Source organism: Yersinia sp. 1252 StPb PI (genome assembly GCF_048593885.1).
Taxonomy (GTDB): Bacteria; Pseudomonadota; Gammaproteobacteria; order Enterobacterales; family Enterobacteriaceae; genus Yersinia; species Yersinia enterocolitica_E.
This window is the reverse complement of the sequence record NZ_JAZGQE010000141.1, coordinates 1-12,835: the sequence shown is the minus strand read 5'-3', so window position 1 is coordinate 12,835 and position 12,835 is coordinate 1. Positions and strand designations below refer to the sequence as shown.

Sequence of the window (12,835 nt, the reverse complement as noted above, 5' to 3'; positions counted from 1 at the left end):
TTCTTCGGGATACCATACTTTTCTTCAAGCATTGACGACAACTTCAAATATAAGCTTCTGCCATTATTAAAATAAAAGCTATTTTCATCTACTGATTTACTATACATCTTTATGTTTGTTAGCCCAAGATGCGGCATAAATACCAAAAGAAATCTTTCTGCGTCATAAACCTTGGATGGGGCACCATCAGTACTAACAATTTGTACGGTATTTGCTTCTCCATCCACTTTAAAATCAGGCAGACTCAACTTCTTCACATCTTCTACGCTTTGCCCCCACTTAAATCCAAACGGCGCTTGTGGTTTTTGATCGCATCCTGCCAATACAATCGAACAGGCAATTATTAAAATTGCTGCAACCTTCTTCATATCCTTATCCCCATCCATAACAGTTCGTTACATGATAGCAGGGGGATGGTGCAAGGCAACGCAAAAACCCACAGTTAAGTGGGTTGGGTTTTGGTGTGATATTCCGATATTTAGAATATTTTGCGCAGGTCTACACCGTAAACTGCCAGCCATGCTGCTCGAGGCCAAGATTTTACAGTGCCGAAGCGTTTGTCCTCTACCTCATGAGGCTCTACGCCATTTTCGCGACACCACTTGCGCAGTGGTTGCCACTTAAACTCAAGTCCCACTTTCTTTTCTACCGGAATAATTGCCGCATGTTTCTTGCTTTCACCTAAACGTTCAGCCAACTTATTCTTTTCACGCACAGCAACAGAAGCCGTTGCCATTGATGTTGCTTCACGTCGTTTTCCAATCCATGCTTTAGTTTCGATAGCCTGATCGAGTTTCTCGGTAATAATGCGGTTCTCTTTTACTTTACCAAGTAAGTCCTCTAACGCCTGTTCATAAGTAAGTGGGATACCTAGTGCTACCTGCCGGGGATGGAAATACGATTCTTCCATTAATTCAAAGAAATTCCACGCCTCATCAGTATCAACAATCTTAGACATACGAGCAGCACCCTTCTCTGTCCAGAGCGTCGCGCTTTTAGCTCGCTTACCGACAGAGCCAATTTCATTGGCTTTGTCCTTGAACTCGCGTAGCTGATCTCCTTTCAGGGTAAACAAATGAACCCCTTCGACAAATCGCTCACGGTTATTGGCTAGATTCATACGAATGTTCTTTTCATCAGTCCCGTAACCTTTAGCTAAAGTCTCTGTAGTGACGACTCGCGCCCCCAGCCACTCAATCACTGGAGGAACATCAAGATCGACAACCGTGATAAGGTTTGCTACATTTACAGCAGTTGATAAAGATTGTTGCATGTAAGACTCCAATCATTAGTTGATGTAAGCCGCCAACTCCACATTGGCGGTTTTTTATTGCCTGTGTTTCGGCAAAATTAGTTAAGCAACTTCCCCACCCTCAAACGGTTAAGCACCCGCCAATTATCATCAGTGAACGGTCCCGCTTTTATGTGCGCCGTCTCACGCTCAAGTAACGCTCTCGCTTTGTTGGTGTTGCGAGGATATTCATGGGCCGCTGAGTATACTGAACCAGCCAGCCGGTGTTCTGCTGCGCGTAAAATTGGATAAACATCAGCGGAATTACTGATCATCGAAACCGCGTTTCTCCACAACCAGCAGAGAGTGCACAATTCTTCATCTGTGAATTGACGTTTTTCTGGAATTGGGAAAGCTGATACTTCATTATCCAGCACATCTAATGCCCACTTTCTAAACTGTTTCGCTACTGTTGTGTTAGCAAACATCCCTAACAAATGAGCACCGCGAAGAGAGAAAACTCGCACCCGTTTTTTACGTAAGTTGTTGTTTATTCCAATGGTCATCATTTCGATGACCTGAGTCATCGCCGGTGTAAACTCGTCAGAATTTTGGTTATACAGGTTAGTTACTGACTTGGTGCTGGAGTATTCCAACGCCTGCGCCAATTCACTAGACGTTAACCAAACCTGCCCGCCAGATTGCACAGCATTGAACTTAGTGTTGTGGAATGTCAGTTGATTATTCGCTATACTTTTCATGTCGGTTGACTCGCTTAAGGTTGCTGACAAATCGAGGCCCTGACTATTGCGAGTAGTTAGGGCTTCACTATTTTGATGCTGCACTCGACCTTTCCTCACGCAGACACCGCGCTAAGCGCTGCACAATCGCAGAATTGATAGAAATCCCATCCATTTCAGCCATACGGCGAATTTCTTCCTTCATTAGCTCAGGCAAGCGAAGCTGAAAGCTATCGTTCTTACGCCCGGTATAAAGAACATCTTGCATTTACTTTATCCTCTTTCAGATAGCATCATTTTGATGTCTGACATCATTATGATGTCATTGTGGGTAATGTCAATATGATGCTACCGTGTTTTATATAAATAATTACGGCCCCTGAAAATGACTGAAAAAGATGACCCAAACTTTATAGAGCGATTTACGGTCAGGATGCCTGACGGAATGCGTGATGCCATAGCAGGTCGAGCTAAGAAAAATGGCAGATCAATGAATTCTGAAATTGTTCAGATACTTCAGGATGCACTGGCTGATGAGCAACTAAACGCTGACACTGAAAGATTTGGTAGATACGAGGAAGAACTAAATATTAGCCAAACCTTAGACGAAAAAATGGCTTACCTTAAAAAATTAGAGGAAGAGGACCCTTTTGCTGCGGTGCTTCTAAGAGAAACTGAGGAGCATAATCTTCGACTCATAAAACTTCTCGGCGAACATATGGAGAAAGGTAACAACAAAAAGCCCACCTGAGTGGACTAGAATGCAAAGCCATCATCAAGAGCACCAATAAGATGCTCTTTGTGATAATTACGCGGTAATAGTGATATTACTCGTTCCGGTTTTAGCGCCATCATTCGTGGTGAATGTGATTGTCGCTGTGCCGACTGCAACGCGGGTGACCAAGCCTGCTGAGCTAACCGTTGCTTTGGTTGCGTCAGAGGTTGTCCATACACCAGTTTTATCAGTAGCGTCCGCAGGCAGGACAGTAGCGGTAAGTTGAACTGTTGCAGCGACCGCGCCAGTACTGGTTGCCGGAGCCACAGTTACGCTGGCAACTGGAATCGCCGAGCCATCAACGAAAGTGACAGAATCTGCATCAGCAACTTTCCACTCACCGGAGTAAGTAGCGAAGTCAGAGGAACCGAAGTCTGAACTCCATGAAGTGGTATTGAAATAACCCTGAATATAGGTGCCATCATCCACGCCGAGGAAATCAAAGCGAACCCATAAGCCCGGTTGGCGGCCAGCCTGGACTTCATCGAAAATGTATTTCGACATCTTTACCGGGCCGACTTCAGTTGCTTTGGCTCGCTTCCGCCACTCGCCCTCGCCTGAAATGGTCAAGTCCATGTTAGTGACCAAGTTCTCTACCAATCCTTTTGCGTCATCCGCATCGGAAGAAATGGTATTCATCGAGTAGTCGAGACCCTTGGTCGTCAGCGCGCCCATGCGCTGCCAATCTGCTACTTCTGGTAGTGTTTCCGGGCAACCAAACGCCATCCGTAAAACGGCGACGCGACCAACCAGCTTGCCGTAATCATTTTGGCAACCTTGCATATTTTTTACCTCTATTAGTTCGGCTTAGTCGCCGTATTTAATTGCGAATTGAAGTCTGTAGACCAAGCGGCCTTCAGTGGTGGTAACGGGTGATGGGATACTGCCGAGGTTTTCAATGTAGCCAATACAATCGTTTGGATTCGGATTTGCTTGAACGTGCGTGATTATTGCCTGTGCTGCGTTATCCGCTGCTTCATCCTCATTAACCGCGCCAATTACATCAACCAAGACATAAAACTCACTGCCAAGGTCGTTACGAATTGAGCTACCGCCATTGGGCCGGAAGACAATGAATTGTTCAGTCAGCTTGCCAGTGTCACGCCACTTGAGCATTTGAGTAGTGAAGCCAGTAGTTAACCCAGACTCGACAAAGTAATCGCGAACACGCCGGTGCATTGATGGAGTCATAGTTTCATTTCCTCCATAATTGCCTTTTCAATGGCTTGTTTACTATCCGCGAAACCTTTGGTGAGAAACTCTTTCTCAGCCGTGGCCCTGCGGAACGTTTGTTTAACATTCGGGTCATGAACATACATGGCGTAATTTGCCGAATAGCCCACACGCCCCGTCAGTCTGGTGCCGTTCACGTTGATGTCACGAAACTGAGAGTTGATAAGGGTTGATGTATCGATGGGGGTGTAGAGTGCAGCTTGTGACGCTCCGATAATTAATGCCTTAGTCAGCGCCCTGACAGCTTTCCGGCCTTGAATATCGCCTATCAACCTGTCCAGATTGGCCTTTGCCGCTCTGATGCCTTTAACCTTCGCACCCATGTCAGACTCCCGTGATAATTGCGAAGTCGTCCGCAATGCGCTCGAATGTGTCAGCGTAACGAATGATATGCCTTACTTCGTCCGCGCCATCCACCTTGGTCGGGTCAGTCGCTACCGAATCGCCAATCAGGATATAGTCGCCCCGCTCGGCGTCAGCGTACTCAGTCCAGTGCGTGTTTTTGATAACGAACTCTAAACCAATACCACCTAGCTTTGCGGTAGCATCACCGCCGTAATCGCACATGATCTGAATCGGTGGAAGCCATGCCTGCTTACCGTACTCATCTGGCGGCCCACTCTTCTTCCATAACGTTGCGGTTGCTGTATAACTCCAGCTTGCGGCGCTGCTCATGATAGGTAATCCTCGTACTGGTCTGGGCAATCAGGCTTCTCTTCCTGCTTTTCTTTATCCATCAATTTCCCCTTACCGTCATAAATAGCCCAACCGGATTACCAACAGTGATCGGAAGCCCGCTAGTGCATCCAGAAGTATCCATAGCGGCTAATGAGTCACGAAGCTGAGTTAGCCCTGCCTCGCCATATTCAAATGAACGTGACGCTCCTGATGGCGCTGATTGTGACTTAATCTTCCTGGCACCAGACGAGGCAGCCATTAGCGCTATTGCATACAACTTAATTAATTGCTGAATACAATCGTCATAGCCTGCCCCGTCTAAGCAAGTATCGATTTTATCCACCTGGCAGATGATCAGATTCAGCACAACGTCCGGGATGGCATAGCCCAGTTCTGCCAGAAGTGATTTAACATCTGCGGGAGTGATCTGGGCTGCCATTGTTATTTCCCTTTTGTAGTTGCTGCTTTCAACGCGGCTTCGGCGGTATTTGCCCGATTGGTTTCGCTGGCCAGTTCATCGTCCTTTGCTTTCAACGCGGCTTCGGCGGCAACGAGTGCCGCTTTAAGTTCGTCAATTTCAGGGGATGGCGTGGCAACCTCAAATTCACGGTTATCAGTAACTAAGCGGACATGAGAAACCAAAGAGGGATGCAGTTTTTGTAGTTCAACCACATCCCCCTCTTTCTGACCAGCAATCCAAGGCCGAGTGATTACGTACTTTTCCATTCCCATCTCCTTAACTCATGTCAGCAGCATAGAACACGCCACCACGACCGTTAACGTCAGCCTTGATTTGAATACCCATCAACGCCCAGATCATGAAGTCGTAGTTTGCGTTTGGCATCAAGCGCGGCACTGCAACAGTTGATACCGGCGCACCAACTAACGGGCTGATGTATTCGCGATTCTTCACGTAACCGAAGAATTCGTTACCCTTCATTTTGAATGTGGATCGGAAAGCTTTAATGCGGGAGAAGCGCAGAATTTCCTCACGCAGAGTGCCTTCTTTATAGTTACCAGATTGAGACAATGGCGCATCCAGACGGCGGCGAATCTCTGGGGAAATCCACAACACATCAACAGCATCGATGTAGTTGTCATCCAGAATTTTTGCGAAGTCCTGGTTAAAGAACGCGATGATCTGGTCATTAGTTGCGGTAACCAGATTGATGTTGGCACCTGAAGCACCTAAATCGATTTTCTTGGTGTTACGGTGGTTACGAATACCCTGACCAACATAGCCGCCAGCCTTGGCACGTGAAGAGCCATCCAGCATATAGTCGGCAATATGACTGAACACCTTCACCATCTTGCGAGCCTGAGACTCAACAACTAAATCGATGTTTTCAGACTTGAGTCCAGTCCAGTGACGCCAGTTCACACCGAAACCAGCAGTAAAGGCAGGAACCGGATCGCCATCAGTGTCAAAATCGATATGGTCTTTGTACACAGGAGGCTGGGCATCCATAGAGATGGTTACCTCATCAGAGATATCCTGACCAACGGTGTACAGTTTCGCAGTTTTGCCAGGGTTAATCGGCGTTCCGATTGATTGCAGGTCAGTTAAGAACTCGCGGCCCTGGTCATTGTCGCGGATCTGGATGATTTGGTTATCCACTTCCTGCCAGAAGTCACGCGTCAGAATGCCCGCGGCATTTTTAACGTAAGCTTCGCTGTTCTGCATACCGCCTTGGATCAGACCTTCAGTAATGTTGGCCTGTGCGTTTGCAGCAATGCGGCGTTCTTCTTGCAGCGCTCGGTACTGCGCCATATATGCGGCATTGTTGAAATGCCCATCTGCGTGGTTAAAAACTAACATTCATATCTCCTTAAGCAGCGCGAACGATGACGAGTTCAGCGGAAGCGCCAACGGTAAACTTCTCTTTCGAGTAAGCTACAATGTGATCGGTACCCACAACGCCAATGCGCAGAACACCAGTCGCGTCAACAGCCAAAGGAGTATCGACATTCAACGCGGCGGCTGCTTTCACCAGCATTGCAAACGATCGGCCAGTCTCGAAATAGTTGCCCACTCCAATATCACCAATCGCTACAGTTTCGGTCACTCGCTTACCTTGCAGATAATCAACGCCGATAGCATAAAGCTGGACACCCTCACCCGCGCCAGCAGTGACAAACTTGTCGAACTTGTCATCTGAACCGATAAAAGCCAGGCTGCCCGGCAATACTGCAACCTTCATTTGGCGGTTTTCTGTTTCTGCCGCGCCATCAATGTTAATGCGGTTATATCGAGCCATTTACGCCACCTTCCCCGGAATGTAATCAGCCATATCGTCCTGCGCATCACCGTGGTTAAACGCACCATTTAGCCCAATAGTTGATTGGGTTTGAGCAAACAACCCATCCAAAGCCTCACCTGCGAGTGCATTAACTGCGGCATCTTCAAGCTTGAATTTAGCCTTCACTGCTGCTCGCTTGGTCGCCAGTTCTTTATCTGCATTGGCTGCTAACTGAGTTTTTAACCCGGCAAGCTCGTCGCTCAAGGGCTTTACTGCGGCATTAACTGCGGCGGTAATAGCATCAGTATTGACGGTGGTGTCAGCAGGCTTAGCCATCAGTTGGTTGTAGGCATCCAGCAGCTCGGCCTCGGTTTTGCCGTCAGTCGGCTTGCCAGCAGCTTTCAGCGCATTGGTAATCATGTCTTTCATTGGATTTAATTCTCCGTTGGTTTTAACTTCGTCGTACTCGACTTTTTTAATGACTTCGGTTGGTTCGCCAACGAGTTGCGCTGTCTGCGACTCATCGATTAGGTAGGATTGTTTAAACTTCTTGGGGCCATCTTCATAGATGAAATAATTGGGGTAAATGGACTCAATCCAGCGACGAATATCGAATTCACGGCCAGCATTCAGCACATTGCTAATAGCTTCATAGATTTCACTGTGGGACAGTTGCGAGTTAGTACTGAAATGAAACAGAACCTTGTTAAACCAGCCTTCGCGGGTGCAATCGGTAGAATCAGCCAGGCTTACCGTTTCAATCTGAAGCTCTTCACCAGCAGCATTAACAAAAATCCCCACCCCCTCCCGCGGTGTTCCGGCTGGCGTCTCATGCAATAGAATTGCGCAGTGGTCATAGGCATGATTACGGGCAATCCAGTTGTATTTTTTACCCTTCGATACTCCCTTGCCTGCTGAGCGATTCAGATTCAGCCCGGTTGATACGCCGACTGGCTCAACCTCTTTCCCCGCTTTCATGTCGTCTAGTCGGTTAACGACCTCCTTACCCTTATCCGTAGCTTCGGCATAACGGCGGTTAACGCACATATCCATCAGTACGCGATCGCCGTCTTTACGAACGTTGCGAGCAAAAGCACCGATGTGATATTCGTTCACAGCCCGCACGTTACTCGCGCTGACGTATTGGCCCTCAATTTTCGGGTGCCCATACGGCATGGGTTTACCTTCAAGGCTCTGGTAGCCTTTGGAAATCTCGTCTGCCGGGTACAGTCCGCCATTGAGCACGATATCGTCGATAACCGGACAGACGTCCTTCACAACGATGTGCTCAACGCCATCAATGATTTCTGAGGTGATGTTTGAAGCGGAGTTGATGACCGACAGCACGTTTACGCAGATGCGTGACATGCTGTGTCCTCTTTATTGAATTGTTTTATGCAATGCTCTGACGATAGATTTAACCTGGCGAACATTTCCTCGCCCTTGTGATTTAATGACTTTTCGATCACCCACTTGCTTCATTATTGCTTCGACTGAGCCAATCTTAACGTGTGTGCAAGATATGTTGCCTACTCGCTTTGATTCGAAATAAACACCAATCATATTGACCTCTTTTAAGTTGAAATACCTTCCATCTCTTGCCACTGCTTGCGCTCAACAATGAGGCGTTCAATTAAGTTAGGGTTAAGAAGCTTGCCGTTGTCATCAACAATTGCCGGTATCTGGCTGCAATAACATCGGTATTTATTACCATCAATGCTGTACCACTCCCGCACATCGGCAACAGTACGTAATCGACCATGCCAATAAGCATGAGTCATTCGCGTTGTTGGTTTAAGTGCTGACAGATGCAGCAACATGGTATTCAGTCCAAGACGCTCTTTAGCCCACTCTGTTTCCGCCCATTGAGCCTGACGCAATGCGCCAACTTGCTCAGTCTGAGCAATGTTCTCAGCTTTACCCATCGATACATCAAGACGCTTGCTGATTATGCTGGCAGTCTCTCGCGGGTTAATTCCTCGGCCTATAGCGTCAGCCAGAACGTTAGCTAAATCAGCGCGAGTGGTATCTGATAACCCTTTCCAGTCGCTATACACTGGTACGTAGGCCATCTGTATCTGATTAAGGTAAGGTGCGCTAAACAGCAATTGCGATAACGTGGTTTGCGCAGCATATACGGGGGACTGCGCCGCAAGATTTGTGTAGGCATTTAATGTGCCGCGTTCAAATTCAGATGAGACATATGACATGGCCCAAATATTCTGACTATTCCCCTCAAGCAGATAATCGTCGAGTATCGTCTGCACAATCTCCAGCAGCGCTGCCAATCGCCTTGCGTCCATGTCGTAGATAAACTCTCCGGCATTGACGTAATAAAGCGATGGCAGCTCATCTGCTTCGTTATTGCAGATAATGGCGCTTGATTGAGAGTTATTGGTTTGAATGGTACCGGTTAGATAAATATCGAATTGCTGTCTGAGAGCTACCTTGATGTCGTAATACCGCTGGGCGATATCACTGCGCATCTTATTTACCTGGCGGCTGCTTTGAGTTGGGTCCGCTTTGTTTCGTGGTATCACCGGCAGGCCCGGACGTTTGTTTATCATCGGTCAACGGGTCTCCTATTGGTAGCGGTGGTAGCTCTATCTCGTACTCTGGTAAAGTTGGTAACTCAGCGGCGGCCCGGATTTCGTTCTCTTTAATAGCTGAACGCCCAAATGCGTTTTGTGTCTTAACCGCTACATCAGCCATCTTGTCAGCATCAGCAATTTTCTCTGCCTTGCTGGGTGCGAGTAAGTCAGACCATGAGATTGTAATCTCGCCAGTTGGTGGCTCATCAATAATGCCGATAGTCCAGAAACGAGTAAGCACGGTTTCAATTAAGTCAGACAGGAAGCCATTACGCCGTGACATGCGGGTTTTGGCCCAGTCTTTCGCATCCTCAGCCGAGGCTCGTTCACCTGTTTGCATACCCATTAATACCTTGAAAGGCATGGGTAGGGTTGAGCAGAATTCATTAACAAGGGTACGCCACGTTGGCTCAGGATCGGCAACAGTCACAGCCAGAACTGTAGCCTTGCCCGCTTGCATAAATGAGGCGCTGTCAGTGCTGTCATTTAGTCTCTTAACTTGTTCATCTAGCGCATCAGGAAGCCCATCAAGATTTGTACCTAGTGCCTTCGCTAACTTACTAAAATCGACTTCTTTATCGAATTCGTAATTTAACTGGCGGCTGGCGTTCTTTAGGAAGCCCTCAGCAGCCCCGCCAGATGTCTTTTCGATATCAAGCAGCTTATTGAAACCAGCCCTTAACAGCGGAATGCCAGAGGTTAGCGTCCCATCCTCGGAACCTTCAGCCAGGATGATAACGCGATCAGGGTGAATATTGACTTGTCGAGATGGTGCGCCGCTATGCTGTCCTTCAACCGGTAATTCGGTATAGGAGTACATTTTAGGCTGACCGTAATTCTCACTAAGTGGGTCAGTATCCCAGTCAGAAACATCAAGCTGAGACTCCCATACGGGAATTAGCCTAACGAGTGCTTTCTCCTTGAGCGATCCGATGGTGGTTGCCACTATCGGTTCAGACCATTGAGCGTTATCGCGTAGCTGAATCAATAGGGCCGAATAGCGCCCAACAAGATTCCTACGGTCAGCATCTTTGATCTGCTTCCAACAACGCTTAAGCACTTTCTTAGTTGCTTTATCCCATTGGGTTTCCCCCTTTGAGTCCTGTGATTTATCACCATCAAACACTTCGGGGTAATCTTCCCAGCAGCCTTCAACCATCCTCTTTATTGCTGCCCCAGCCACTGCATTCCGCTCATAGGCGTTGTAATACTCATCAAAAGTCAGGCTCTCTGGATATCCAAATTCCTGATATATCCGAGTTCGCTTAGTATTTCCTGACTTACCAAAACTGAGGTTCATCATTCGGGCGCGTTCAATCGCCAGGCTGTTTACCGCCATGGATAACGCTTTAATATCGATATTATTGCTCACGTCATCCTCCGTCAGCGCTTACGCACCAACATGCCGACTATTTCTGGTGGTGAGTGTAATGCCCGATATCGCGTGGCATCCCAATCGTGATCTTCCTGAGTAGTGTCAACATCATCAGGATTCTTTTCGTCGCGTACCAATACTGGGACACGGCTTATCCAGCCGCGACAGTAATCAAAAACATATAGTGCTGGTTTTTCAGCTATTCCTGATTCTGTTTTCTTACCCTCAATCACAGCTTCAAGCATGTCTGCAAATATGGATGCCCCGTTAATTCGTGATCCAGGCTTTTTATTCGCGGGTATCCATGTGACGCCTTGATCTTCCATCTTCTGCGCGATGGATAGCTCATTGTCGCCAGTGTTATAAATGGCTCCATCTGCGGGGCCGGGGATGACTTCAGAACAAATGTCAGGCATTAGGTGTAGCTGCCCTTGCTCTTTCATTTCCTCTGGCATTTCATCATCTGCCCCAGATAACCACCCATCAATCCATTTGACGCCTTTAGCGACGTTGGTTGATGACATGTTCAATCCTTTATTCAGCTCATCCGGTGGGCAACCATACCATTCGCCAATCAGGATCAATGAGCCTGCTGGCGGGCAAAATATTGAGCCATCTGGCAACGTTGCGTTTGTTCCATCAGTCTGCGCCCACCAAAGGTTAGAAAATGGCTTCGACTCGCCCCAGTCATGAGAGCGATCAACCGTCCAGCTATCCGGTATGCGAAATGGCTTGATAACATGAATGCTTTCATTCCACAGATGGTCAAACCGTCCACCACTGGTCACATCCCACGAACCCTCAACCCACGCTTTACGCTTATTCGGGTCTTTGATATTCATCAGTGAGGCGATATAAACGGGGTCGAGATACGGGTTCTCTTTAAACGAGCCATGAATGGCTACCCTCGTAAGGGTTATTTCCTCATCCTGCTGAGTCTGCGGATTTGGCACCATCTGAGTATCACGGATTATCGTTCCGCGCGGCGCTGGCTCAATGAAGCGTTTCTTCACCCATGTATGGCCTATGCCAAACGGGTTGGTAGTATTGAATGTCTCAAGCGGGATATTTGGCAGTAACGAGCCATCAGGTAGCGGGTAATCTTGTGGCCTGAACGATGACCGCCGACAGGAGAACATCGACTCATAGAAGTCTGCGTTAGGCTGCTTTGTCAGCTCATTGAAACCGATAAAGGGGAGCTCTTGACCGTGATAGTCCCAATAATCGTTCTCTTCTTTGCCGAACCTGAAAAGTAACTCTTCACCGGTGGGCCAGACCCAACGCAATTCCGATGCGGAGGCAAGAAAGCGAGCACCATCACCAAACAGGCGATACATGCGCTTTGACTGGGTAATAATATCGGCAAGGTTCTTATATTCTGTGTCGAAGATGACACCGCGCCAGAATGTGCCATAACCCAATCCCACCTTTCGCCGGAACCGTGCCAACTGAGCGGCTGTTTTACCCGGCCCTCGGGTTCCTTCGAAAAGGATTTCATCACACGGACAACTCAACGAAAGCGACTGAGAACCAGGTAACGGCTTCCAAACTACGTTGTAGCTCATTTGCCTAATACCTCGCTTTGCTGTTGCTGTGCGGCTGCCTCCCATTCGTCAGCGCTGTTACAGGTCGGGACTGGCATAATGTTGTGAGTTACAGAGCCGGATTGCTCAATCTGCTCTTTAAATGCCATCACTGAGATGTGCTTACCGAGCAGTTCAAGGTTCTTCACCTTGTCCGGCCATTTGATCTTCTTAAGTAAGCCAGGGGCATCGCCGGACATCTCCGTGACATCCATACCAGAAAGCGTGGTCCGCCATGTTTTGGGCCAATCTTTAATCGGCTTTAGTTCGCCATTGGGGAGCAAAATGTCCAAGACATCCATCTGGTCGATTTCAACTAAGCGTCGAAGTACGTAAGCTGCGTCAATGCCAACCTCTTCACAGCGCTCCCCCTTAAGCTCTGCGATGCG

17 protein-coding genes and 1 pseudogene are annotated in these 12,835 nt (G+C 47.9%); 1 reads left to right on the top strand and 17 read right to left on the bottom strand.

Annotated features, from left to right (window positions below):
* From V2A85_RS17585 to V2A85_RS17570, 4 genes and pseudogenes are all read right to left on the bottom strand, one after another.
* Positions 1–368: pseudogene (locus V2A85_RS17585) on the bottom strand (hypothetical protein); the annotation flags it as partial.
* Positions 369–478: 110 nt separating this feature from the next.
* Positions 479–1,273: an ORF6N domain-containing protein gene (locus V2A85_RS17580; RefSeq protein WP_420071975.1), complete on the bottom strand. Its 795-nt coding sequence runs from the start codon at positions 1,271–1,273 to the stop codon at positions 479–481.
* A gap of 77 nt (positions 1,274–1,350) precedes the next feature.
* Entirely contained in the window at positions 1,351–2,076 is a 726-nt protein-coding gene (locus V2A85_RS17575) for a P22AR C-terminal domain-containing protein (protein ID WP_420071974.1), read from the bottom strand.
* The gene (locus V2A85_RS17570; protein WP_050881743.1) at positions 2,060–2,239 is read right to left on the bottom strand and encodes an Arc family DNA-binding protein; all 180 of its coding nucleotides are present in this window, start codon (positions 2,237–2,239) and stop codon (positions 2,060–2,062) included. Before V2A85_RS17570 ends, V2A85_RS17575 begins: the two co-directional genes overlap by 17 nt.
* 117 nt (positions 2,240–2,356) lie before the next feature.
* On the opposite strand from V2A85_RS17570, the gene V2A85_RS17565 reads away from it, so the two are divergent.
* Positions 2,357–2,722: an Arc family DNA-binding protein gene (locus V2A85_RS17565; RefSeq protein ID WP_420071973.1), complete on the top strand. Its 366-nt coding sequence runs from the start codon at positions 2,357–2,359 to the stop codon at positions 2,720–2,722.
* Between the two features lie 57 nt (positions 2,723–2,779).
* On the opposite strand, the gene V2A85_RS17560 is transcribed toward V2A85_RS17565, so the two are convergent.
* From V2A85_RS17560 to V2A85_RS17500, 13 genes are all read right to left on the bottom strand, one after another.
* Entirely contained in the window at positions 2,780–3,529 is a 750-nt protein-coding gene (locus V2A85_RS17560; RefSeq protein WP_420071972.1) for an Ig-like domain-containing protein, read from the bottom strand.
* Between the two features lie 24 nt (positions 3,530–3,553).
* On the bottom strand, positions 3,554–3,937 hold the full coding sequence (locus V2A85_RS17555) for a phage tail termination protein (protein ID WP_420071971.1): 384 nt from the start codon (positions 3,935–3,937) through the stop codon (positions 3,554–3,556).
* Entirely contained in the window at positions 3,934–4,302 is a 369-nt protein-coding gene (locus V2A85_RS17550) for an HK97 gp10 family phage protein (RefSeq protein WP_420071970.1), read from the bottom strand. The genes V2A85_RS17555 and V2A85_RS17550 overlap by 4 nt, the downstream gene beginning before the upstream one ends.
* 1 nt (position 4,303) lies before the next feature.
* Positions 4,304–4,654, bottom strand: a complete 351-nt coding sequence (locus tag V2A85_RS17545) for a hypothetical protein (RefSeq protein ID WP_050919396.1) — start codon at positions 4,652–4,654, stop codon at positions 4,304–4,306.
* Between the two features lie 61 nt (positions 4,655–4,715).
* Entirely contained in the window at positions 4,716–5,096 is a 381-nt protein-coding gene (locus tag V2A85_RS17540; protein WP_309477671.1) for a DUF7370 family protein, read from the bottom strand.
* 2 nt (positions 5,097–5,098) lie between these two features.
* Complete coding sequence (locus tag V2A85_RS17535) at positions 5,099–5,383, bottom strand: hypothetical protein (protein ID WP_309477670.1); 285 nt, start codon at positions 5,381–5,383, stop codon at positions 5,099–5,101.
* Positions 5,384–5,393: 10 nt separating this feature from the next.
* Complete coding sequence (locus V2A85_RS17530) at positions 5,394–6,476, bottom strand: major capsid protein (protein WP_050322415.1); 1,083 nt, start codon at positions 6,474–6,476, stop codon at positions 5,394–5,396.
* Positions 6,477–6,486: 10 nt separating this feature from the next.
* Positions 6,487–6,915, bottom strand: coding sequence for a hypothetical protein (locus V2A85_RS17525; protein ID WP_050287253.1), 429 nt, complete (start codon positions 6,913–6,915; stop codon positions 6,487–6,489).
* Positions 6,916–8,265, bottom strand: a complete 1,350-nt coding sequence (locus V2A85_RS17520) for a DUF2213 domain-containing protein (RefSeq protein ID WP_420071969.1) — start codon at positions 8,263–8,265, stop codon at positions 6,916–6,918. It lies immediately after the preceding gene.
* A 206-nt stretch (positions 8,266–8,471) separates the two neighbouring features.
* On the bottom strand, positions 8,472–9,464 hold the full coding sequence (locus V2A85_RS17515) for a phage minor head protein (protein WP_420071968.1): 993 nt from the start codon (positions 9,462–9,464) through the stop codon (positions 8,472–8,474).
* Positions 9,385–10,827, bottom strand: a complete 1,443-nt coding sequence (locus V2A85_RS17510; RefSeq protein ID WP_420071976.1) for an anti-CBASS protein Acb1 family protein — start codon at positions 10,825–10,827, stop codon at positions 9,385–9,387. Before V2A85_RS17510 ends, V2A85_RS17515 begins: the two co-directional genes overlap by 80 nt.
* Positions 10,828–10,871: 44 nt before the next feature.
* Positions 10,872–12,428: a terminase gene (locus V2A85_RS17505; protein ID WP_420071967.1), complete on the bottom strand. Its 1,557-nt coding sequence runs from the start codon at positions 12,426–12,428 to the stop codon at positions 10,872–10,874.
* A partial coding sequence (locus V2A85_RS17500; protein WP_420071966.1) for a terminase small subunit occupies positions 12,425–12,835 on the bottom strand: 411 nt, incomplete at its 5' end. The genes V2A85_RS17505 and V2A85_RS17500, both read right to left, overlap by 4 nt.